We start from the raw sequence: 23266 nt of genomic DNA, 5'->3' as shown, positions 1-23266 counted from the left end.
GTGATTTAAGGATGTACTTAATTGTACTTATCAGAGGGCCATTATATATAAAGCTGAACCATATGAATGCAAGATTATTTTTGCTCCCTGTATTTTTTTTGTCAATCGCCTGCAATGATGCTGATAAAAGTCAAACAACCAGTTCTGAATCAGATTCCAGCGAAAGCAAATTAACCAAAGGCAGTTATGCATATGATGCGGATTTTTTGAAGAAAAATACTGCGAAAACGCTTGAACTTAAGGATGCCGGCGGAAATGCCAGGGTTCTTTTATCTGCAGATTATCAGGGCAGGGTGATGACTTCAACGGCAAAAGGGAACACCGGCACAAGTTACGGCTGGCTCAATTATACCCTGATCGCTTCATCAGAAAAGAAAAAGCAATTCAATCCTGTGGGTGGTGAAGAACGTTTTTGGCTGGGACCCGAAGGAGGACAGTATTCAATCTATTTCAAAGGAAAAGATTCATTTGCTTTTGGTAACTGGCAGGTGCCGGCAATTATTGATACAGTCACATATGATGTTGTAAACGCAGATGCACAATCTGCCACTTTTAGGAAAACCGCATCTGTTACAAATTACTCGGGCACTGTATTTAATATTGAGATAAGCCGTATTATCAACCTGCTTTCACCGGAAGCTATAGCCGGCGAGTTGAACACAAATATTGATCCTTCACTGGCAACTGTGGCTTATACGACAGAGAATTCAATAAAAAATACAGGGAGTGCAGCCTGGAAAAAAGAAAGTGGATTATTATCAATCTGGCTGCTGGCGATGCTCACGCCTTCTGATCAAACAAAAGTGATCATTCCTTTTGAGCCCGGGAAAAACGCTGCGAAATTGATAACCAGGGATTATTTTGGCGCCATACCACCCGAGCGATTAATCATTACCGATAGTTTCCTGGTGTTAAACTGTGATGGAAAATTCAGGAGCAAGGTTGGGATCTCACCGGTAATTGCGCGGCCAATAGCCGGCAGTTACGACTTTGAAAAAAATATCCTTACCATCACTAAGTTTACTGTCGATAAAAACGGGTCCTATGTTAATTCCAAATGGGAACTGCAGCAAAATCCATATAAAGGAGATGCGGTTAACGCCTATAACGATGGTCCACTCGCGGATGGCACACAGATGGGACCATTTTATGAAATCGAATCATCATCACCGGCAAAGGAATTAAATCCTGGTGAAACACAGGTTTATAAACAAAGCACCTTTCATTTTGAAGGAGATTTCGCAAAACTTGAAACACTGGCTCAACAAATCCTCGGTGTTAAACTCAGTGAAATAAAAAGTGGAATAAAAACAAAATAACAGGACCTATTTCTGACGGATATATTCAACATCAATAACATTCAACATAACAGCAATCCTTTCCATTATGCATTTATATAAAACATCAAAGGGAAACTTTATTGTTCATGAAAATAACGCTTATAAAATAGATCAGGACTGGGATGCTATTGTTAATCATGAAAAACTTTTCGATTATTTGCTTGGTGTTACAACTAAGAGCGAACAGATCGAACCCGAAACTTTAAAGTCAGCAATTGTCCATCATCTCCAGGTACCGGTTGGCAGCCAGGAATTGTGGGCGGCCGGAGTTACTTATCTCAGGAGTCGCGATGCACGCATGGAAGAGTCAAAAGCAAGTGGTGCTGCAGATTGTTATTCGCAGGTTTATGATGCTGAAAGGCCGGAGTTGTTTTTCAAAGCATTGCCGCATCGGATCTCTGCACACAATGAACCTGTTAATATCCGGAAAGATTCAACCTGGAACGTTCCTGAACCGGAACTTACACTGCTTATCAATTCAAATGGAAATATAAACGGTTACACAGTTGGAAATGACATGAGCAGCCGGAGTATAGAAGGCGAAAATCCATTGTATCTGCCTCAGGCAAAAATGTATGAAAGATGCGCGGCGCTTGGTCCCTGCATTTATGTTCCCCGGGAACCAATATCGCCATCCACCCTGATTCAGCTGGATATTCAGCGTAATCATCAATCTGTTTTTAACGGAGAAATAGCCCTTGACCGTATGAAAAGAAAGCACAAGGAACTGGTGGGTTACCTGTTCCGTGAATTCAGATTTCCCCAAGGTGTAATGTTAATGACCGGAACGGGTGTTGTACCACCGGACGATTTCACATTGGAAGTTGGCGATGAAGTAAACATCACAATACAGGGAATTGGTACATTAACCAATACAATAGCTACAATGGAGAACAGTCAATAGGTCAGGATACTGCAACTCATATAGTATACATTCATGTGAAATTTAATCCTCGGTTGGAGATTCATTGGTAATACCCAACATGGTTTGTAAAATTTCCGGCTGGCATTAAATCATAAACCGGTTTGATGGTAATCCTTTTACCCCGGGCTTTGCCGTAAACAAACAACCGGAGTCAGGAAAAGCTTTGAGATCTTCTTCACTTAGGCCATCTCTTGCAGTGGTGATATACAGGGTATCAAGTTCTTTTCCACCAAATGTGCAACAGGTAACATTCAGAGCCGGCACTTCTATTCTTGCCAACTGTTTTCCGGTTGAAGGGTTATAACAGGTAATACTTTTACCACCATAAAAAGCGATCCATAAATTACCTTCTGTATCCACACACAACCCGTCAGGACTGCCCACCTCTTCTTTTAAGTTTAGAAGAACCTGTTTATTCGTCAGGGCTCCGTCAGAAAGAGAAAAATCAAATTTAAGCAAATGTTTTTCGACTGTGTCGATAAGATACATGGTTTTGTTATCTGGCGACCAACCGAGACCGTTAGACATACCAAGCCCGTTGACCAGCTTATTTACGACGAGATCTTTATCTACCCTGTATAATGCTGCCTTGCCATTTTCTCCCGGCATATGCAACGATCCGACCCAGAACCGGCCTGCGGCATCTGCCTTTCCATCATTACAACGATTATCAGCGAGCTCGGCTTCTATCGCAGTAAGAAAAGTCTGTTCTCCGGTTATTGTATCCAGCTGAATTAGGCGATCCTGCAAAGCACAGACAATTTTTTCATCTGAAACTACAACGATGCAACCTACCATTTGTTCAAGCTGCCAGGATTCATATTTATTCTTAACCGGATCATACCTGGATACTTTTTTAGACTTTATATCGATCCAATATAATTGCTGACTCAATGCATCCCAAACAGGGCCCTCACCAAGTATCGCTTCCTGCCTGAATTCAACTGTTGCATTTACAATTTTCATAAATTCTGAAATCTTACACAAAGTTCTTATCTGTTTACTTAACAGCAAAATTGTAGATGCCTGATCCAAGCTCAACAACAACATAGTCTCCATCCTTGCCGGTGACCTTCAGGTCGCTTAAACCCGAAAGTGATTTTCCCGATTCGGAAACTGATTCTGCTGAAGTGGCAGGGATATAAACCGTTGCCCTGGTATTTGCAGGTATCTCTACTGTTAGACTGAATTTTCCATCAACAATTTTCCATTCGGATCTTAGTTTCCCATAGTTGGTTTCATAATCCGCTGCGACTTCGGTAAGCCCGCCACCTATATGTGGTTTTACAGATATCTTTTTGTAGCCGGGCATAGAATCGTAAGTATCAAGACCTGCAATAACACGATACATCCAATCCCCGATAGCTCCATAAGCATAGTGATTGAATGAGTTCATGCCAGGTGTCTGGAAAGATCCATCGGGCTTCTGACCATCCCATCTTTCCCATATTGTTGTGGCTCCTTGTTTAACCGGGTATAACCATGAAGGATAAGATTCCTGCATCAACAACTTGAAAGCAATATCTGTATAACCGAATCTTGATAACACATGACATAAATATGGTGTACCCAGGAAACCGGTAGTAAGATGATTGTTATAGGCTTTAATATTGTCTGCAAGTCTCTGCGCAGCCTGCTTTCTCTGTCCTTCAGGTAACATGTCAAAATTCAATGCCAATACGTAGGCAGTTTGAGTGCTGGAAACCAGGCGACCGTTCGGTGTCAGGTATTCCTTAAGATAGGCGCCTTTAACATCGTTCAACAGTTGTTCATATTTTTTTACATCTTCTGGTTTGTTAAGCACTTTAGCCGTGTTGATCATGATTTGAACAGAGTTGGCATAAAAGCATTGTGCAATCATATACTTGTCCGTTATCGCACCTCTACCATCATTATCATCATCGGGCCTGTAAAACAACCAGTCACCAAAATGAAAACCTTTGTTCCAGAGATTATCTTTAGCGTTTGATTCCATATAACCAACCCAGGCTTTCATGCTCGGGTATTGTTGCTCAAGCACACGTTTATCCCCATAAGCCTGGTACATTGTCCATGGAATGATGGTTGCGGCATCCGCCCAACCGGCTGAGCCGTCTGCACCTTTTGCCAGTACCTGCGGTATCACATGTGGCACACTTCCCTTGTCGGTCTGATCAGCTGCAAGATCTTTAAGCCATTTGCTGAAAAAATTATAAACATGCATATTATAGGTCGCAGTGCGTGCAAAGGCCTGGGCATCTCCTGTCCATCCGAGTCTTTCATCGCGTTGTGGACAATCGGTTGGAACATCCAGGAAATTACCTTTTTGTCCCCATTGTATATTATGTTGAAGCTGGTTAATAAGAGCATTGGAACTTTTAAAGTTTCCTGTCGGCTTCATGTCCGAATACATGGCAACAGCAGTAAAATTTTCGGGATTGATCTCACCTTTGAATCCTTCCAGTTTTATATAACGAAAACCCTGGAATGTGAAATGCGGTTCAAAAGTCTGTGGTTCACCTCCTTTTAGTATATATGTATTTAATTGTTTAGCGCCCCGAAGATTATCCGTGTAAAAATTTCCGGCTTTGTCCAGCACTTCTGCGTGGTAGATCTTAATACTATCTCCTTTATTCCCGCTGGCAGTTACTTCAACAAGACCAACCAGGTTTTGTCCGAAATCGATAACCTTCTCTCCTTTTGGCGTTGTTATCAGTTTAAGCGCTTTGAATCTTTCATGTTTTTTTACCGGCTCATTGTAGGTTGCAATCAATGTATTCTTTGCAGCGGTTATAAGTTTCACCGGCAACCAGCCTTGTTCATCATATCCAACGTTTGCCCAGCCGGATTTTTCGAAATTGGCATCATAAGATTCTCCATCATAGATCTCTGAAGATTTCACGGGGCCAGTTGAAGATTTCCAGGTATTATCAGTGCCAATGGTCTCAACTGTTCCATCAGTATAAACAATACGGATCTGTGCCAGCAAAGCAAGTTCCTTCCCATACAAATTCAGATTTGCCTGCCATGCAAGCGGAGTACGATACCATCCGCTGGCAAGCCCCGCGCCAATGGCATTTTTCCCTGTATTCATTAAACCGGTTACATCATAAACCTGGTACTGTAACCTCTTGTTATAACTTGTCCAGCCGGGTGTAAGATAATAATCACCAACACGTTTACCATTAATGAAAGCTTCATAAATGCCATGGGATGTTATAAATGCAGTAGCGGACTTTATCTTCTTTGCAGCCGTGAATTCTTTCCTGAACAATTGCCCTGGACGATTAACGGAATCTTCGATAAAACCAATGCTGATCCATTTTGCTTCCCAATCGCTCTCACTTAACAAACCCATTTGCCATGAACCTGTCTCGCTCCAGGCAGATGTTCTGCCCTTGTTGTCCCAGACCCTTACCTGCCAGTAATATTTCTTTGTCGATTCAAGTGTGGTGCCAGCATATATATTATGTAAAGATTCACCGGATGCGACTTTACCACTGTTCCAGACAAGATTTTTTGTTTTTGATAAATTTGAAGGATCACTGCCAACGCGGATTTCGTAAGCAGTCTGCACCAGGTTTCTGTCAGTCCCGTTGAGACGCCAGCTAAAAGCCGGCTTAACCATGTCAACACCAATCGGATTCTTAAGATTCTCAACGAGCAGGTTATTCACCGTCGTTTGTGCATTCCCGGTGGAAACGAAGCTAGAGGCTAGTAGTAGGAAGATGAGTTTTTTCATGACGCCTTTAAATGAGTGGTGAGTGGTGAGTGGTAAGTGGTGAGTGTTAGTTATTAAATTTAAGAATGAAATATATTTCGTTTCGTTGTGTGCCAATTTTATTATTTTATTTAGAGGAGATCAGATTTTGAATGATAGGTTTTTAATTGGATGAGGTTTTGTGGGATGAGGTTTTTGTTCCAATGCTTATGAATGGCCAGGGCTGCACCAAGACCTGTAGATTGTGGTACGGTTGCGGCTGAGACTGTAATCTCAGGAAAAGACATACTTAACAAATTCATATAGATCTCATTTTTGCTAAAACCACCGTCTACAAATATCTGTTTTACACCCGTGGCATTCATAACCAGCCTGGTTGAGGCCACCTGTTGAACCATGATGTCTATCATTAACTGGTGATAGGCAGTTTCATAATCAGGAAATTCAGCGATTTCACGATTTGAAAATGCAGAACCACCGGTTATGAGTGACGGGCTACCTTTATCCTTAGACGCAGGTTGCCCAACGGAAGACTGTCCAATAGAAGAGTGTTCAACCGAAGACTGTCCAACAGAAGGTTGTCCAACAGAAGATTGCCCAGGCAAAGACTGACGAACTAGAGAATCATATATCTCTTTGTTAAAACGGATCTGAGAAACCGCCTGATCATTTTTATGAAAAAAATCTCCCAGCCTTTTTATTTGTTTTTCATGTTCGTTCCCGGCAAAGAGCCTTGAAGATTTCACCGGCTCACCCTTATAAGTCAGGTAACACAAACAATCATTCCTGAGTTCTTCTTTTGTAAGTGGATCCTTGTTAAACGGATTCATGCTAATGCACCAGGTACCGGTTGAAATCAATATAAATGGGTCCCTGAAATGTTGCAGATAAGGTATTAACGCCGCCGAACTATCATGTAATCCAATTCCGATCGGGGGTTGGCGGGATGTTCCCGGATCGTTTACCAGTGCGTCACCCAAAACCACCGGTGCAAACTTATCATCGATCTTTTCCAGGTTAACCCATTGATGATATGAATTTGAACGAAAGTTCCACAAATTCGTATGGCAACCTACACTGGTAATATCAGTACAGGTTTTACCGGAGAGTATATAATTAAGGTATTGTGGCAAGTGTAATGAGGTCCTGATTTTTGCAAACAAATCCGGCTGTTCATGTTTTAACCGGTAGAGCTGCATTCCTGAATTAAGACTTCCCAGTACAGGTGAGGCGGTTAACATAGAAAAATCTTCCTCACCACCATAGCGGTTGTAAAAAGCATTTTTCAAATTATCCGGATAAAGTTTAAGATAGTTATAAAGCGGGCAACATGGCTCACCCGATTTGTCAAGGTGAACGAAGCTTGCTCCATAAGATGAAAAATTCAATGCTGCCAATTGGTATTCAGTAGACATTGATAATTCTTCGAAGTTGGTAATTACCCAGTTTGTCAGGGCATGTACATCTTCACATGCAAATCCGTCTTCATCTGTTGTTTCGGGGAGCTGAACAGAAGTTTCCTTCACCAATTGATATTCCTGGTTGAACAGTAATAGTTTTTTATTGGTCTTACCCACATCAAATATGGCAGCAACTTTGCCGGCAGTCATAAGCAATCATTTATTTTTTGTCTACAGACCCGTAGCCACGGTTTTCAATCCCCGTTCGCGAATCAGGTTTTCACGGATTTTACCCGTACGATATAAACTGACTGGTTCCAATGCTCCTCCCGCATTAAATCTTGCCTGGGCAACCAAAGGACGAAGATCAGTCCGGAACGCATCCTGCAATATCTCCTGCGCTAATACCACATCATTGTTCTGTTGAGCTTCGGTTAGTTTTTCCCTGTCAACCAACAATGCCTGGGCATAAGAAAGCATGATGGCTTCTACAGATTGTAACAAGTCTTCAAGGGGATCCTTTACATTATGAGAAGCATCGATCATCCATCCCAGGTCAGTATTATGATTCATCCCCTGTGCGTCCATACCATCGATCAGTTCGTTAAAAATCAAAAACAACTGGTATGGTTTAATACTTCCTACAGTCAGATCATCATCACCATATTTTGAATCATTAAAGTGGAAGCCGCCAAGTTTATCTTCCATAAGTAGCAATGAAACGATCTGTTCAATATTTGCATTTGGCAGATGGTGACCCAGGTCAACAAGTGTATATGCTTTTGGACCAAGTTTGTTTGCATACAACAACGATTGCCCCCAGTCACCAACTGTTGTAGAATAAAAATTTGGTTCGAAGGCTTTATACTCAACAAACATTTTCCAATCAGCAGGCAGGGCCGCATAAATTTCCTTCAGTCCTTCCAGCGTATTTTGAAAAGCTTTTCTGAAATTTAACTGGCCCGGAAAACAGGAACCATCGCTTAGCCAGACAGTCAGCGATTTTGATCCAAGATCAACACCATGTTGAATCACTTCGATGTTATGCTGAATTGCCTGGGCACGTACTTTTCTATCGACATGCTGCAAAGAGCCAAACTTATAGCTGAGTTCCTGGTCTTTCTGATCCTGGAAAGTGTTTGAGTTCATCGCATCAAACTGTAGTCCCAGTTGTTCGGCAAGTGTCCGCACAGCTGGAATATTTTCCGGAATGTCCCAGGGAATATGAAGTGAAATGGCTCCACTGCTTTTATTAAGTGCGTGCAACAGGCCAATGTCTTCCATTTTTTCATGGAGATTGCGTGGTTCGCCTCCGCCCGAAAAGCGGGCAAACCTTGTGCCGCCTGTTCCAAGCGCCCAACTGGGTATCGCCACCTGGAAGTCAATTAATTTTTGAAGTATTGACATCGCATTTGGCAACCCTTCCACCAGCGCATCATATTTGCGTTGATGCCCTTTATACCATAGCTGGTTATGGTCATCTATAAATTCTTGATCTAATCTCATAACAGAATTTTAATCATTAATTATCCGGGGCTTCAACCCGCCCCGGGGTTTCATCGCCAACCGTGGTTTTACCACCGCCCCGGGTTTTACCCCGGGCTATACGAAGTCAACCCCTATCGGGGGTTGTAAACCACTCACAACTCACCACTCACCACTCATAACTCATAACTCATAACTACCTAACGAACGCCATCGCCACTCCACCATCAACATTAAGCACATTTCCGGTCGATTTATTCAACAAACCTCCGACGAATACAAAACAGGCATTGGCAATATCTTCAGGTAGAATGATTTCATTCAATAAAGTTCTTCCTGCATAGTATTCGGGCAGTTTATCTACAGGTACACCATAAGCTTTTGCGCGTCCTTCTGCCCAGGCACCTTCCCAGATTTTGCTGTCTGAAATAACTGCATCCGGATTTACAACGTTGACCCTTATGCGATCACTGCCAAGTTCGGCAGCATTAAGCCGGCTCAGATGAAGTTGCGCAGCTTTTGCCGATCCATAACCTGCGTTATTAGGGCCGGAAACCAGTGCATTTTTACTCACGATATTGAGCACGTCCCCGCCAAGTTTTTGTTTTTTCATGATCGAAACACCGGCCTGTGTAACGAGAAACTGTCCTTTAACCAGCACATCGTAAAGCAGGTCCCAATCAGCTTCTGAATGTTCACCTAATGGCTTTGAAATACTTAAACCCGCACAGTTTACTACAATGTCAACTCCGCCGAAATTCAGAGAGGCTACTTCAAAAGCCCCGGCGATTGTTGATTTATTGGTAACATCAAGCAAACTCGCAGCAAAAACATCTTTTGAATATTTTGACGAGAAATCAAGCTTCGCCTTATCAAGCCTCTCAGCATCATTATCATTAATTATTACACAAGCCCCTTCGTCGGCGAATTTTTTGGCGATCGCTTTACCAATACCACCGGCACTACCGGTAACGAGTGCTATGCGACCGGTCAATGGTTTTGGCCTGGGCATTCTTTGCAATTTTGCTTCTTCAAGTAACCAATACTCAATATCAAAAGCTTCCTGTCTTGGCAGGGATGTATAAGTTGAAATGGCTTCTGCGCCCCGCATTACATTGATGGCATTAGTATAGAACTCGGCAGCAACCCGCGCAGTCTGTTTATCTTTTGCGAAGGTGAACATGCCGACACCGGGGTATAAAATCACTACCGGGTTGGCATCACGGATGCCGGGACTGTTAGGATGTTTACAATTATTATAGTACTCTTCATATTGAGTACGATATTGTTCAAACTGCGAAGTAAGTTTTTTATAAAAAGCATCGGTGTTTGAAAGATCTTCGCCGGCTTGCATATCTAATACAAGCGGGCTGATTTTGGTTCGCAGGAAATGGTCCGGGCAACTTGTTCCCATCGGGGCAAGCCTGTCAAGATCATTCGAGTTAATAAATTGCATCACTTTTTCATCATCTGTAAAATGACCAATCATCCGTGTTTTTGAAGATGCAAGACCACGCAGAACCGGCGCAAGCTGTGCCGCTTTTTTATAGCGTTCCTCTTTTGGCAATGATTCGAGTTTGCTGCCACTAAACACCTGACCGTTTTCTGCGGTTTTCTGTTCGATGTATTCTGCGCAACGTTCAATCACTTCCAGCGTGTTGATATAACTTTCGTAAGCAGTATCCCCCCAGGTAAATAAACCGTGTGAGCCGAGCATGATGCCACGAATACCAGGATTTTCATCGAGGCATTGCTTCAGTTTAAGTCCAAGGTCAAATCCTGGTCTCTGCCACTCAACCCAACCAATTGTTCCATTGAATAATTCCTGCGTGATTTGTTTCCCATCTTTAGCGGCGGCGATGGCTATTGCTGCATCGGGATGCAAATGGTCGATATGACTAAAAGGTAGAAAGCCATGCAATGCTGTATCAATGGACGGTGCGCGGGAGTCGAGATCATAGATGCAGTGATTAAATAATTCAACCATTTCATCTTCATGCTCCTTACCCCGGTAAATGTTTTTCAGGCTTAGTAAGCGGTCCATATACAAAGCAGCGAGCCCGTTTTTTTTCAGTGTACCAAGATCCCCACCGGATCCTTTCACCCACATAACATCAGTCGTTTCCCCGGTCAGTCGATTTTTAGCGGGACCTTTGTAAGAAGTATTCCCCCCACCATAATTAGTTAAGCGAAGGTCGGCACCAAGTAAATTTGAACGGTATATAAGCAGTCCAACCTCGTCGCCTCCGAACGCAGCGGCCTTCTGCTCATCCCACAAATAACTTACATGCCTGAACTTTGATGCTGTAAGAGACATAATCAAATATTTTATTGTCTAAAAAAAAGTTACAAGATTATTTCATAGAGTTTCCGTAGCCTACTACCAGTACAGAAATAATGATCGTGATGATGCCGGCAATGATAGTATATGTAGTTTTCCGGTTAACACCTTTCCATTCCTTTAAGATAAGTCCCCATAGATTCGCAATCAGGATAATAAAGGCCATATGTAAAATCCAGGAGCTGGCACCATTGCCAAGTTTAGATTCTCCCATGCCGTAAAAGAAGAACTGAAGAAACCAGGTAATACCGGCAAGTGCAGAGAAAAAATAATTCCTGGTGAGAGGCACCTGTTTATTTGTATAGTCATGAAAAGTCTTGTTCCTGGCATTCAGAATCATACACCAGACGAGATTTATAGTAAGCCCTCCCCAAAGGATAACCACATAAACAACATTGTTCTGGAAAAGGAATTCACCATCGCCCGGGTTCGCAACCTTCCAGATTTCATTGGCAGTATTAGCCATAGATTTACCGGCTTCAAGCCCAAAATTGAAACAGGCACTTAAAATGCCTGAAATGATTGATACAATCATTCCAAGGCCGAATTTATATTCTGTTTTGATTACATCACCGTGAACATCTCTTGCCGGGGCAACCTTGCTAAGCTGCTGTTCTTTCATAATACCTGCTTTGCCGCAGATGATAATTCCAAGCACACAAATAGCAAGACCCGTTAATACAGTTTGTCCCCAACCCGAATTTATCATCATGCTGAAAGTATCCTTGCCTTCAGCTGGGAAAAAATTGTAATAAATAGATGGAATAAGGGCCCCAAAAACCATGCAAAGACCAAGTATAATACTTGAACCGAGGGAAACTCCAAGATACCTTACCCCCAGCCCGTAAGTAAGACCTCCAATGCCCCATAACAATCCAAACATATAAGTCGCTCCTAAGATGCTGTTATCAGTCTGCCTGATAATTTCAGAAAAACCGGGGATGGTGAGATAAGCTGCCAGTGGAGGGACAAGTAGCCAGGAAAAAATGCCTCCGACTATCCAATAACTTTCCCAGGACCAACCCCTGACTTTTTTAAATGGTATATAAAAACTTCCTGATGCAAAACCGCCGATGAAATGATAAATAATCCCAAAAAGTACCTGCATGTAGTTGCTATTTTTCCAATATGTATTAATCGTTGAGGCAATCTATGAATTATTTTCAATACCCCCGTGATGCACTGTGATGAGGGTATCAGGGCTATTGCATCCAAATTCGTAATTTGGGAGAACTTAAAAAACGATCGCTGATGAGCCTGCGCCTGATAGTTAATAAAACCTGCCTGCTTGGAATGATCGTTGTTTTTATTTCCCTGAAGGGATCAGGCCAGCCGGGTATTGCTCAGGTGAACGGTATCAACATTGCCTATCATAGTTATGGTAGTAAAAACAAGGAAGTGTTTTTATTGATTTCCGGGACTAACGCCCAGCTAACCATGTGGCCAAAAGTTTTCTGCGATAAGCTTGTAGGTAAGGGATACCGGGTGATCGTTTTTGACAATCGCGATATTGGCTTATCAACAAAATTTGATGAAGCAGGTATGCCAGACTGGAACGCCATTACCAAAGCTTTGGAACTGGGAGAAAAACCACCACTTGCATATTCGCTGGATGATATGGCTAAAGATGCGGTGGTTTTATTGGATGTATTGGGTATAAAAAAAGCGCATATCGTTGGGGCATCAATGGGTGGAATGATTGCACAGCGTGTTTCATATTATTATCCTGATCATGCACTCTCCTTAACAAGCATTATGGCCGGCGGGGGTAAACCTACTTTCCCCTTGGTTGCGAAGGTCGAATTAGTGAGTAGTATTCCCGCGCCCGGGCCTGCCGATGATACGGCAGCTTATGTGCAAAGGGAACTGCAAAGCATGAAGATACTGGCAGGAAAAAAATATCCTGTTAATGAAAAAAAAGCCCTGGCTTTAATCAGATCGAATATTAAACGCTCTTATCATCCCGATGGGTTGGTGCGGCAAGGTGCGGCTTCAGTAGCTGGTTTCTACGCCGGTAGAACTGCCGACTTAAAAAGAATAAAGATCCCTACGCTTGTTGTTCATGGAACCGAAGATCCACTGGTTATTATTGATGCCGGTAAAGACATCGCTACAACAATCCCTGGTGCCAGGTTTGAAAGCATTGAAGGCATGGGACATGATTTGCCGGAACCTTTGCTGGAGAAGCTGGCCGAACTTATTATAAACAATGCACAAAGAAAACAATAGAAAAGAATACCCGGGTCTGTACCCGGGCATTCCCTTTTTTATATTGATGTGATTAGTTTTGAATAGAATTGCTCTTAATCGCGACCTTCTTAGGACCAGTTGTTTTTTGAGAATCCAGGGGTTTGGCTGAAGCTTCTTTTTTCACAGGAGCTAATGGATTTGGAGAAACTACAGGTTCTGCTGAAGCCGGATGTTTCACAGGAGCGATTGGTTTTAGTGTAACTGTTGTTTCGTCGGAAGCTACTGGTGCAAGCACTTCTTCATCACCAGTCTTAGCCGGAACCGGCGGCGGAGGTGGTGGAACATTGTCACTGTTTGCTTCTGCCGGAACCGGCGGAGGCGGTGGTGGAACATTGTCGCTGTTTGTTTTTGCCGGAACCGGAGGTGGTGGCGGAAACTCATGGCTCCTGCTTTTTGTGGGCGCAGGAGGAGCTGGAGGTGCCGTCATCATAGCTTTTTGAGGTTCAGTCTGGGGTGCCGCAGCTTTCGTCATCGCCTTTTTTGGTGGCTTAGGAGGAGGTGGTGGTTCTTTGTCTTGTGCCATTGAAGTACCGGACAATGCCACACCTAAAATAATAAGTGCAAATGTTTTTTTCATAATTACCTTTTATACTAGACGCAACAAATAAAAAAATCCACAATAGAATCATGATTGTTATTTCCAGATATTAGAATTTCATTTTGCTTTGAATCCTTTTTGTCCCTGTTCAAACAATTAAATCTGTCGACCGCCAGTTAAGATACCTGACTTCCCCTGGCATGCTTTTTTAGCCTATCTCCAAAAGCCAGGATTATGAGTGCACACAACGATCCCAATATCAAAGACGATAAGAAAAAATTCCCGGTTCGTGAAGGACAAGGAAAAGATTCATCAATAAGGAGTGAAAACAACAAGGCCAGTGGAGATGATAGCGGGAATTCTGAAAGCTATCCTGAACCCGGTACTGAAGATAAAAAACACAAAAATCAGGATGAATATAACTATATTGATAAAGAAAAACAGAATGAATCAGTATAGCAATTGTGGAACTTTGGCTATATATAGTTGAATAAAGTTCCGGTTTAAAAACCTATAGGGTTTAAACATTTTAAGGCATTACTTCAGTTAAATCGCACATAATTGTGTATGCTGACTGAAGCGATGCCTTTTTTTATGTCGCTTGCCAACCATGATTTAGTTTCCTGTCATTGACTTAATTTTATCTACATGAAAATTCAATGTTGGTCAGTTGGCAAATCACATGACTCTTATGTGAAAGAGGGAACTGAAGATTTTACTAAACGTATCAATAAATATTTTCCTGCCAGCTGGACCATTATTCCTGTTCCAAAAAACGCCGGCACATTAAGTGAAGCCGATCTCAAAAAAAAAGAAGGTGAACTGATCCTCGGCATGTTGCAAAAAGACGATTATCTCGTTGTACTAGATGAAAGAGGACAAACACTAGATTCCCCCGGGCTCGCACAATTTCTTCAAAAAAGAGGAAATGAAAGTATACGTAATCTTGTTTTTTTAATAGGAGGTGCATATGGAACCGACAATGCCATTCTTAAAAGAGCAAACTATCAATGGTCGCTTTCAAAACTCGTTTTCCCCCATCAACTTGTCAGGCTAATACTATCCGAACAAATTTATCGTGCCTGTTCAATTTTGAGAAATGAAAAATATCATCACTCATAATCATTAGATTTGGAGCTGAACAAATTGAATTTTTCATGAGCATTACCCTAATCATTATTATTATTACCGTACTCATTTCAATATCCGCCCTAAACAACGACAAGATCATGAATGACCTGATCTTCGATCCACCTGCGGTAACCTATCAGAAACAATGGTATCGTTTTTTCACCAGCGGCTTCCTCCATGCAGATTATATCCATCTTGCTTTTAATATGTATGGACTTTATATTTTCGGTAAATATGTCGAAGTTGACTTCATGCGGCTTTTTGGAGACCTGGGCAGGATAATGTATTTGTTGATGTATATCCTGTCGCTTTTCTTCTGTTTACTCCCTACTTATTCACAGCATAAAACAAATAGTTCTTACCGCAGTCTTGGAGCATCAGGAGCTGTATCTGCGGTTATTTTTGCCTTCATATTGCTCAATCCCCTCGTCCCCATGGGTTTGTTATTTTTACCGTTCAGGATCCCGGGTTTTGCTTTTGGCTTGTTGTTCCTGGTCATCTCTTCATTCCTTGACAAAAGAGGTGGCGGCAATGTGAACCATTCCGCGCATATCTGGGGTGCATTATTTGGTATCGCATTCTTAATAGTCGCCTGCTTTGCACTCAGTGACTATAAACCATTATCTGTATTTATTGACCAGGTGAAGGTGTATTTCAGTAGCTTTTAGATTGGTAAAATTTAGCAGTTTTAAGTTTGGTGAATTTTAGCGTTTTTTAGCTTAGTGAATTTTAGCAATTTTTAGATTGATAAATTAATGTTTAAGGAGCGTTATTTTTCAGGGCAACCGGGTGATCATGATTACTTCACTGGTGCTGTCTGTGATTTTAAACCTGTCGTCGATACGGGAACCAACCACCCACAAAATCTTTTTTCCGGATTCGATAACCCAGACAGATTCCTTATCGGTTTTTGAAAGTTTAGAATCAATCAGGAAGCGTGCAATTTTTTTCTTTTTCTTCATCCCAAGCGGATAGAAATAGTCACCTGCCTTCCATTGGCGAAGCAGCAGGGGAAATGTGATTTTTTTTGAATCGAGATAAGCGATGGATGGATGCGATCCGGCCGGAATGAGCGGTTTTTCTGCTCGAAAGCGAACCTCGCTTATCTTGTTCCTGGTCAGTTTCAGGTTTCCCTTTTCATAGGGAACATGCAGATCATCCTCACTAATCAAAACATAAGATGAATGTTGTTGTTCTGCAGGAGCTATGATGAGCCAGTTGCGGTTTTTTATTACCCGGTATTGGTCAGACAAAACCTGCTTACCCGTTTCGCTATGCAGGAGTTGTATAACCTGGGACAACTGCTGCGGGGTAAAGCCATATTGCATAAGTATCTCGAACAAAATTGTTTCGTATGCCGGCATTTTGATCAGCTTCAATACAGGGATATGAAATTCATTTCCCCTGGCTTCCACAAGGTTCCTGATCTTTTTATCCACCGACTCACGGTATAGCACAGCCGCATGCTGGAAGCGGTGAAGATTCTGGTATAAATTTTCGTCAACCTGTGGATATATTTTTCGCAGCATCGGTATAAGCTGGTTACGGAAATAATTACGGGTGTACTTATCAAGCTGGTTGGAACTGTCTTCAACCCAATTCAGCCCGAGACTATTTGCATAGTCAACAATTTCATTTTTTGTAAAACACAGTAGAGGCCTCACCAGGTGTTCCTGTTTTGGCAGTATTCCCCGAAGACCCGTAATGCCGGTGCCGCGAAAAAGGTTCATCAGCATTGTTTCAACACTGTCATCCATATGGTGTGCTGTAACTACCAGGGAAGACCCTCTACCCCTATCCGTTTTATTAATATCTGCCAATTCCTGTCTCAACAATTCGAACCATTCATAACGCAGTATACGGGCGGCTACCTGGATTGATAAATTATTGAGAGAAGCATAAGTAGTAGTATTCACATTTTTTACGAAAACGGGAACGCCTGCCCCGGTAGCAAGTTCGCGCACAAAGAGTTCATCCCGCTCGCTTTCCTTCTCGCGCAGATTAAAGTTTACATGAGCCACGACTAAACGGAAACCTGCCTTTTTGCAAAGGTCAACAAGTACTACCGAGTCAATCCCACCACTTACCGCCAGTACCAGGAAATCATCTTTTGTAAACAATTTATTTTCCTGAACATATTGAATGAACCTGTTTAACATAGCATTGTCCGGCATGAATAAATTGAAGGTTAATCCGGAAAGCTCCGGCTTTTTTGAAAGAAAAATAATAAATTCTGTAACATACAACGATCAGTAGCGTCAAACTGTCAACAATGTCTTTAAAAGCGGAATGAACCATTCATCAACTTTTAACATTGATTAACCTGGAGATCATTTTATTTGCACCCGATTTAAAGAAATGAAAAAAATTATTTTTATAACCGGTCTTATCATCATCCTGGCAGCTTCTGGATACAAGTTTACAGGAATTGGTGAGACAAGCTCAATAAATAATATCCAGGATGAAAACCTGGTCCTGAACTATGATGCTTCACTCGCTGCTAATAAGAAATTGAATGATCCGAATAAACATTCCAGCTGCCGGCACTACCACAAAAAGAAATATGAGTAAGGATTGTATTTCTTTGTATTACTAGTCAACCAGGTCCTCATATGCTGCCTGCAGTTCGTTAAAGGAATGACTGTCCCCCGCCTTCTTCGCTTTTTCCATACCTTTCTCATACCACTTTATGGCCATATCGGTTTCTCCATCAGCTACCAGTAATTTTGCGAGATGATAATAGGAACCGACATAATCCGGATCTCTCTCAAGCAACGCTTCAAAAACGGCTCTTGCTGATTTGCTTTGATTCAGTTTAAGATATTCCAGGGCAAGTGCATGATTCAAAAAGCTATCGGTGGGGCTCGCTTTCAGTAATTCTTTCAGTTTGTCAAGTCTTTCCATATTTCAACCTTGCTTTTCAGCTTTTTTCACAATTAAATATGCAGAAAAGTTTCTGCCCTTAGCAACTGGCTCTTATATTTGTATACAATGGTTGCATAAACAACCAGTTTTAAAACTTCAAAATCTGCCAATGAAGATTCTTATCTGTATCAGCAAAACGCCGGACACAACGGCAAAAATAGCTTTCAAGGATAATAATACGAAATTCGTTCAGGAGGGTGTACAGTGGATCATCAATCCATATGATGAATGGTATTCACTGGTCCGGGCAATTGAACTAAAGGAAAAAGATTCTTCTACCATTCTTCATCTTGTTAATGTTGGTGGCCCCGAGAATGATCCTATCATCAGGAAGGCACTTGCACTTGGAGGCGATGAGGCGATCCGCGTGAATACTGACAGCGGTGATAGTTATTATATCGCTTCGCAGATAGCTGAAATTGCAAAGCAGGGTGCATATGACCTGGTTTTCACTGGCAAGGAGACAATTGATTATAACGGATCTTCTGTTGGTGGTATGATTGCCGAATTGCTGGATCTTCCTTATATAAGTCTTGCAACAAAGTTTGAACTCAACGGAACTTCGGCTACTGTAACCCGTGAGGTTGAAGGCGGTGATGAAGTAGATGAAGTTTCCTTACCCGTAGTAGTAAGCTGCCAGAAAGGAGTCGCCGAACAAAGGATCCCGAATATGAAAGGAATAATGGGTGCAAGAACAAGACCACTCAAAGTTGTTGAGCCGGCTGCCACTGAACATCTGACACAGATCGTTGGATTTGAACTTCCGCCACCAAAAGCCGGTGTGAAAATGATCCCGGCAGATAATGCTGAGGAGTTGGTAAAACTGCTTCATGACGAAGCGAAAGTGATCTGACACCAATAGAGTCCTATTCATTTATTTCATTCAAGCATTTATTATGTCTGTATTAATATTTATAGATCATGGAGATGGCCAGGTAAAAAAATCTTCATTTGAAGCCCTTTCCTATGGCTCAAAGATTGCCGAACAGCTGGGTACAACCGCTGATGGATTCATTTTAGGAACAGTGAGTGCTGATCTCCCGGAACTGGGTAAGTATGGAGTAAAGAAAATTCACCAGGTAGCTGAGGAATCATTGAATCAGCTTGATGCCCAGGTATACGCAAATGTAATCGGCCAGCTTGTAAGCGCTACCGGTGCAGACATCGTTGTATTTTCAAATAATTTCAATGGAAAGGCAGTAGCACCGCGTGTTGCGGCACGGCTGAAAGCAGGGCTCGTTTCCGGAGCAACTGCTTTGCCTGAGACGAACGATGGATTTGTAGTAAGGAAAGTAGTGTTTTCTGGTAAGGCTTTTGCAAAAATAAAAATTGAAACCCCCATCAGGGTGATAAGCCTCAATCCAAATGCATACCCCGTAAAGGAAGTTGAGGGCAAGGCTGAATTGGTCACAGCGTCAGTGACAGTTCCTTCTGCCAGGGTAAAAGTGATCAAATCGAGCGCAGCTACAGGAGAGGTTGTACTTACAGAAGCCGAAATTGTTGTGAGTGGTGGACGTGGCCTCAAAGGTCCGGAAAACTGGGGCATAGTGGAGGAACTTGCTTCCCTGTTGGGTGCTGCAACCGCATGCAGCCGACCCGTTGCCGACAGTGGCTGGAGACCTCATCACGAACATGTTGGTCAAACAGGCATAGCAATAGCACCTAATCTTTACTTTGCGATTGGTATTTCAGGAGCGATCCAGCACCTCGCCGGGGTAAACAGAAGCAAAACCATTGTAGTCATAAATAAGGATCCTGAAGCTCCGTTTTTCAAATCTGCCGACTACGGAATTGTTGGTGATGCCCTCGAAGTTGTTCCTAAAATCATCGCTGCAGTCAAAAAACTAAAAGGTAAATAAGCATCCCGCGCGCGGGAATGATTGGTTGATTGTTGTATTGGGTAAGCGCAAGTTAACCAATACTATAATCAACCATTTCTTATTAAATAATGCCTTCAGAATGAATTTTTTTCAGTTAGTTATCATCCAATTTTTTTAAATAAAATGCGTTAGTTTCGTGCTTTCGTTATGAAGAAAATAGAACTGGAAATAGTCGCGCTGTCCCATAGTATTACGCAAACACATTCCTATGCCGTGGTTTTAGGCGAAGTTAACGGGCTTCGTCGTTTACCCATTGTTATTGGCGGGTTCGAAGCCCAGGCAATAGCTGTAGCGCTGGAAAAAATGCATCCCAGCAGGCCTCTTACGCATGATTTGATGAAGAATTTTATGAATGCATTCAATATAGAATTGCAGGAAATTATTATTTGTGATCTGCAGGAAGGCATATTCTATTCAAAGCTAATCTGTGCTTCTGAACACGATACGGTTGAGATCGATTCCCGCACTTCGGATGCTTTGGCCCTGGCCGTAAGGTTCGGATGCCCGGTTTATACCTACGATAATATTCTTGAAAGCGCGGGAATTCTGATGGAAGATCCGGCAAACAAGAAAAAACAGCCTAAAGAAGCAGTAGCTTCTTCCGAAATTTCGGCAGGCCAGGAAGATCTTAAAGCCCTGTCTGCAGATGAATTGAATACCCTGCTGAACGAAGTCCTCGAACAAGAGGATTATATCCGCGCAATCGCGATCCGTGATGAAATAAACAGTCGCAAAAAGAACAGATAACTTGATCAGCTTCCCGAATTGTAAGATTAACATCGGACTGCATATAGTGGAAAAAAGAAGTGATGGTTATCATAACCTGGAAACTGTTTTTTACCCCCTCCCGCTTACGGATATATTAGAAGTTATCGCTGGTGAAGAATTACCGGGGAAGGAATCTGCCCCTACTCTTTCATTGTCCGGGCTACCCATTGCCAGGGATCAGGAAAATAATCTCTGTCTCAAAGCATGGCACATGCTAAGACAAGAGCATATACATTTACCTCCTGTATTTATACATCTGCATAAAAATATTCCCATGGGTGCCGGGCTCGGAGGTGGCTCAGCCGATGGTGCTTTTACCCTTCTATTATTAAACGAAAAGTTTGGCCTGAAGCTTACAAATGAAAAACTCGCATCCTACTCATTAAGCTTAGGATCTGATTGTCCTTTTTTCATTTACAACCAGCCAGCCTTTGCAAGCGGAAGAGGTGAAATTATGAAACCGCTCAACAGGGATCTTAGCCTGTATTCATTTCTGATAGTTAATCCCGGAATTCATATCGGAACTGCCCAGGCTTTTTCCAGGATTGTTCCCACCCCTGCCCCGGTTAATCTTGCCGAAAGCATAATGCTACCGGTAGAAAGCTGGAAGGATTTGATAAAAAACGATTTCGAAGAACCTGCTTTTTTTTATTATCCTGTTTTGAAAAAAATCAAAACCTGGTTGTATGATGCCGGCGCACTATACGCATCAATGACAGGTTCTGGTTCTTGTTTTTATGGCATTTTCCCAAAAAATAAACTACCGGTACCGGACCCTGGCACCGGATGGGATATGCATCAAATACCCTGATCTATTTAACCATAAATCAGGGATATCTGGATTCCCGGCTACCTGACTTTTTTCAGGCCACGGAATTCATAAGTATAAGATTTCAACTCCGGTCCATTAACCATGCAGGCTATGATTTTAAAATGTCCGGCGGAATTATTATATTGCAAAAAATTATAGCATCAACCTGCTGATTAACATACCTTGTTTTTTGCGACTTAACCTCGATTTACTCAATCATCGAGGACGCTAATCTTCTTGCCGGCCATAGGTCTGCTCCGGATACTGGAGCAATTCATTTCAACATAAATATTTCAAAACGGTTTCATGATTACGAAAAATTCGATTTCCGAAAAGGCAGCTCATTTTATAAACAAAGAAGAAGAATACGGAGCGCATAATTATCATCCTTTGCCAGTGGTGCTTGAGCGCGGGGAAGGTGTTTTTCTGTATGATGTTGATGGAAAGTCTTATTATGATTTCCTGAGTGGTTATTCAGCTGTTAACCAGGGACACTGTCATCCAAAAATCATAAAAGCACTGATTGACCAGGCCTCAAAGCTTACACTTACCTCCCGTGCATTCCACAGCAATCTGCTAGGTGAATTTGCCGAATACATTACTGATTTTTTCGGTTATGATAAGGTATTGCCCATGAACACAGGAGTTGAAGCAGTAGAGACCGCAATAAAATTATGCCGGCGCTGGGGTTACCAACGGAAAGGCATAACCGAAAATGCCGCGAAGATTATTGTTTGTGCCGGTAATTTTCATGGCAGAACGTCTACTGTTATTTCATTTAGCACCGATTCTTCAGCACGCACCGGATTTGGCCCTTTTATGCCGGGTTTCATAGTAATTCCTTTCAATGATTTACAAGCATTGGCTGTTGCACTTAAGGAGAAAGACGTAGCAGGTTTTTTATTTGAACCCATCCAGGGAGAATCTGGTGTGGTTGTTCCTGATGAAGGATATCTTTCAGTTGCCAAATCTTATTGTGAAGCAGCGGATGTACTTTTTATTGCTGATGAAATCCAGACAGGTCTTGCAAGAACCGGGATGATGCTTGCCTGTGATCACGAAGCAGTGAGACCGGATATACTAATTATTGGAAAGGCATTGAGCGGCGGTACCCTGCCGGTATCGGCAGTGCTGGCTGATAATGAAATCATGCTGACTATAAAGCCAGGTGAACATGGTTCTACTTATGGCGGAAATCCCCTTGCATGCAAGGTTGCGATTACAGCACTGCAAGTGCTGAAGGACGAGAATATGTCTGAAAACGCTGCTGCAATGGGTGATCTTCTAAGGGCCGGCTTAGTGGGACTGCAATCACCTTTTATTGAAACCGTACGTGGAAAAGGACTACTGAACGCTATTGTTATAAAACATAATGATCCCGAAGCGGCCTGGACGCTTTGTATGGAGATGAAAGAAAACGGACTGCTCGCGAAACCCACACACGGAGATAAAATCAGATTTGCACCTCCGCTAACAATCACCGCGGAACAAGTGTCAGAAGCAGTTGGAATTATTGAGAAAAGCCTTAGGGAGTTATGAGTGATGAGTGATGAGTGATGAGTGATGAGTTATAGTTTGTGAATCAATGAGATACTAATTTGTTTACGGATTGCAACCCCGATAGTGGTTGACTTCGCATGGCCCGGGTGATAACCTGGGGTTGGTGATGATTAATCTGACTGGTCAGAGACGGTTTTTGTGTCGGGTATCACGGCCATCACCATTATGACAAGGGAAGAACCAAGCATCACCCAAATGCCGGCTAGTTTAAT

21 protein-coding genes are annotated in these 23266 nt (G+C 42.3%); 12 read left to right on the top strand and 9 right to left on the bottom strand.

Annotation, left to right across the window (positions count from 1 at the left end):
- Positions 1 to 62 precede the first annotated feature (62 nt).
- Positions 63 to 1319 carry a DUF6786 family protein gene (locus VK664_RS20605; RefSeq protein ID WP_461400590.1) on the top strand — a complete coding sequence of 419 codons (1257 nt, stop codon included), beginning with the start codon at positions 63 to 65 and terminating at the stop codon, positions 1317 to 1319.
- 67 nt (positions 1320 to 1386) lie between these two features.
- Positions 1387 to 2244, top strand: a complete 858-nt coding sequence (locus VK664_RS20600; protein ID WP_461400589.1) for a fumarylacetoacetate hydrolase family protein — start codon at positions 1387 to 1389, stop codon at positions 2242 to 2244.
- 105 nt (positions 2245 to 2349) lie between these two features.
- Here the strand turns inward: VK664_RS20600 and VK664_RS20595 are convergent, their stop codons facing one another.
- The 6 genes from VK664_RS20595 to rhaT form a co-directional block, all read right to left on the bottom strand.
- On the bottom strand, positions 2350 to 3231 hold the full coding sequence (locus VK664_RS20595; protein WP_461400588.1) for an SMP-30/gluconolactonase/LRE family protein: 882 nt from the start codon (positions 3229 to 3231) through the stop codon (positions 2350 to 2352).
- 34 nt (positions 3232 to 3265) lie between these two features.
- A complete protein-coding gene (locus VK664_RS20590; protein ID WP_461400587.1) occupies positions 3266 to 5986 on the bottom strand; it encodes a family 78 glycoside hydrolase catalytic domain in 2721 nt (906 codons plus the stop codon).
- Between the two features lie 110 nt (positions 5987 to 6096).
- Positions 6097 to 7575: an FGGY-family carbohydrate kinase gene (locus VK664_RS20585; protein WP_461400586.1), complete on the bottom strand. Its 1479-nt coding sequence runs from the start codon at positions 7573 to 7575 to the stop codon at positions 6097 to 6099.
- A 21-nt stretch (positions 7576 to 7596) separates the two neighbouring features.
- Positions 7597 to 8871, bottom strand: coding sequence for a sugar isomerase (locus tag VK664_RS20580; RefSeq protein ID WP_461400585.1), 1275 nt, complete (start codon positions 8869 to 8871; stop codon positions 7597 to 7599).
- A 175-nt stretch (positions 8872 to 9046) separates the two neighbouring features.
- A complete protein-coding gene (locus VK664_RS20575) occupies positions 9047 to 11167 on the bottom strand; it encodes a bifunctional aldolase/short-chain dehydrogenase (protein ID WP_461400584.1) in 2121 nt (706 codons plus the stop codon).
- A 37-nt stretch (positions 11168 to 11204) separates the two neighbouring features.
- Positions 11205 to 12299 (bottom strand): L-rhamnose/proton symporter RhaT, encoded by a 1095-nt coding sequence (gene rhaT / locus VK664_RS20570; RefSeq protein ID WP_461400583.1) that lies wholly within the window; start codon positions 12297 to 12299, stop codon positions 11205 to 11207.
- Positions 12300 to 12442: 143 nt separating this feature from the next.
- On the opposite strand from rhaT, the gene VK664_RS20565 reads away from it, so the two are divergent.
- Positions 12443 to 13420: an alpha/beta fold hydrolase gene (locus VK664_RS20565; protein WP_461400582.1), complete on the top strand. Its 978-nt coding sequence runs from the start codon at positions 12443 to 12445 to the stop codon at positions 13418 to 13420.
- Positions 13421 to 13472: 52 nt separating this feature from the next.
- On the opposite strand, the gene VK664_RS20560 is transcribed toward VK664_RS20565, so the two are convergent.
- Complete coding sequence (locus tag VK664_RS20560; RefSeq protein ID WP_461400581.1) at positions 13473 to 14018, bottom strand: hypothetical protein; 546 nt, start codon at positions 14016 to 14018, stop codon at positions 13473 to 13475.
- A gap of 195 nt (positions 14019 to 14213) precedes the next feature.
- Here VK664_RS20560 and VK664_RS20555 point away from each other — a divergent pair, with 195 nt between their 5' ends.
- The 3 genes from VK664_RS20555 (at position 14214) to VK664_RS20545 (ending at position 15778) form a co-directional block, all read left to right on the top strand.
- A complete protein-coding gene (locus VK664_RS20555; RefSeq protein ID WP_461400580.1) occupies positions 14214 to 14438 on the top strand; it encodes a hypothetical protein in 225 nt (74 codons plus the stop codon).
- Positions 14439 to 14627: 189 nt separating this feature from the next.
- Complete coding sequence (locus tag VK664_RS20550) at positions 14628 to 15101, top strand: 23S rRNA (pseudouridine(1915)-N(3))-methyltransferase RlmH (RefSeq protein WP_461400579.1); 474 nt, start codon at positions 14628 to 14630, stop codon at positions 15099 to 15101.
- 35 nt (positions 15102 to 15136) lie between these two features.
- Positions 15137 to 15778, top strand: a complete 642-nt coding sequence (locus VK664_RS20545) for a rhomboid family intramembrane serine protease (protein ID WP_461400578.1) — start codon at positions 15137 to 15139, stop codon at positions 15776 to 15778.
- A 108-nt stretch (positions 15779 to 15886) separates the two neighbouring features.
- Here VK664_RS20545 and tilS read toward each other — a convergent pair whose 3' ends face one another.
- Positions 15887 to 17284: a tRNA lysidine(34) synthetase TilS gene (tilS, locus tag VK664_RS20540; protein ID WP_461400577.1), complete on the bottom strand. Its 1398-nt coding sequence runs from the start codon at positions 17282 to 17284 to the stop codon at positions 15887 to 15889.
- A 184-nt stretch (positions 17285 to 17468) separates the two neighbouring features.
- On the opposite strand from tilS, the gene VK664_RS20535 reads away from it, so the two are divergent.
- On the top strand, positions 17469 to 17681 hold the full coding sequence (locus VK664_RS20535) for a hypothetical protein (protein ID WP_461400576.1): 213 nt from the start codon (positions 17469 to 17471) through the stop codon (positions 17679 to 17681).
- Positions 17682 to 17702: 21 nt separating this feature from the next.
- Here VK664_RS20535 and VK664_RS20530 read toward each other — a convergent pair whose 3' ends face one another.
- Positions 17703 to 18014, bottom strand: coding sequence for a tetratricopeptide repeat protein (locus VK664_RS20530; RefSeq protein WP_461400575.1), 312 nt, complete (start codon positions 18012 to 18014; stop codon positions 17703 to 17705).
- Between the two features lie 130 nt (positions 18015 to 18144).
- Between VK664_RS20530 and VK664_RS20525 the strand changes: the two genes are divergently transcribed.
- The 5 genes from VK664_RS20525 (at position 18145) to rocD (ending at position 23033) form a co-directional block, all read left to right on the top strand.
- Positions 18145 to 18888 carry an electron transfer flavoprotein subunit beta/FixA family protein gene (locus VK664_RS20525; RefSeq protein WP_461400574.1) on the top strand — a complete coding sequence of 248 codons (744 nt, stop codon included), beginning with the start codon at positions 18145 to 18147 and terminating at the stop codon, positions 18886 to 18888.
- 43 nt (positions 18889 to 18931) lie between these two features.
- The gene (locus VK664_RS20520; RefSeq protein WP_461400573.1) at positions 18932 to 19894 is read left to right on the top strand and encodes an electron transfer flavoprotein subunit alpha/FixB family protein; all 963 of its coding nucleotides are present in this window, start codon (positions 18932 to 18934) and stop codon (positions 19892 to 19894) included.
- A gap of 168 nt (positions 19895 to 20062) precedes the next feature.
- Positions 20063 to 20662, top strand: coding sequence for a bifunctional nuclease family protein (locus VK664_RS20515; protein WP_458923205.1), 600 nt, complete (start codon positions 20063 to 20065; stop codon positions 20660 to 20662).
- Position 20663: 1 nt separating this feature from the next.
- The gene (ispE, locus tag VK664_RS20510) at positions 20664 to 21494 is read left to right on the top strand and encodes a 4-(cytidine 5'-diphospho)-2-C-methyl-D-erythritol kinase (RefSeq protein WP_461400572.1); all 831 of its coding nucleotides are present in this window, start codon (positions 20664 to 20666) and stop codon (positions 21492 to 21494) included.
- Positions 21495 to 21800: 306 nt separating this feature from the next.
- Complete coding sequence (gene rocD / locus VK664_RS20505; protein WP_461400571.1) at positions 21801 to 23033, top strand: ornithine--oxo-acid transaminase; 1233 nt, start codon at positions 21801 to 21803, stop codon at positions 23031 to 23033.
- Positions 23034 to 23266: the final 233 nt, after the last annotated feature.

Source organism: Flavitalea sp. (assembly GCF_035489435.1).
Lineage (GTDB): Bacteria > Bacteroidota > Bacteroidia > Chitinophagales > Chitinophagaceae > DATHKG01.
Note: the sequence above shows the minus strand (reverse complement) of the source record. Positions and strands in the feature narration are given on the sequence as shown.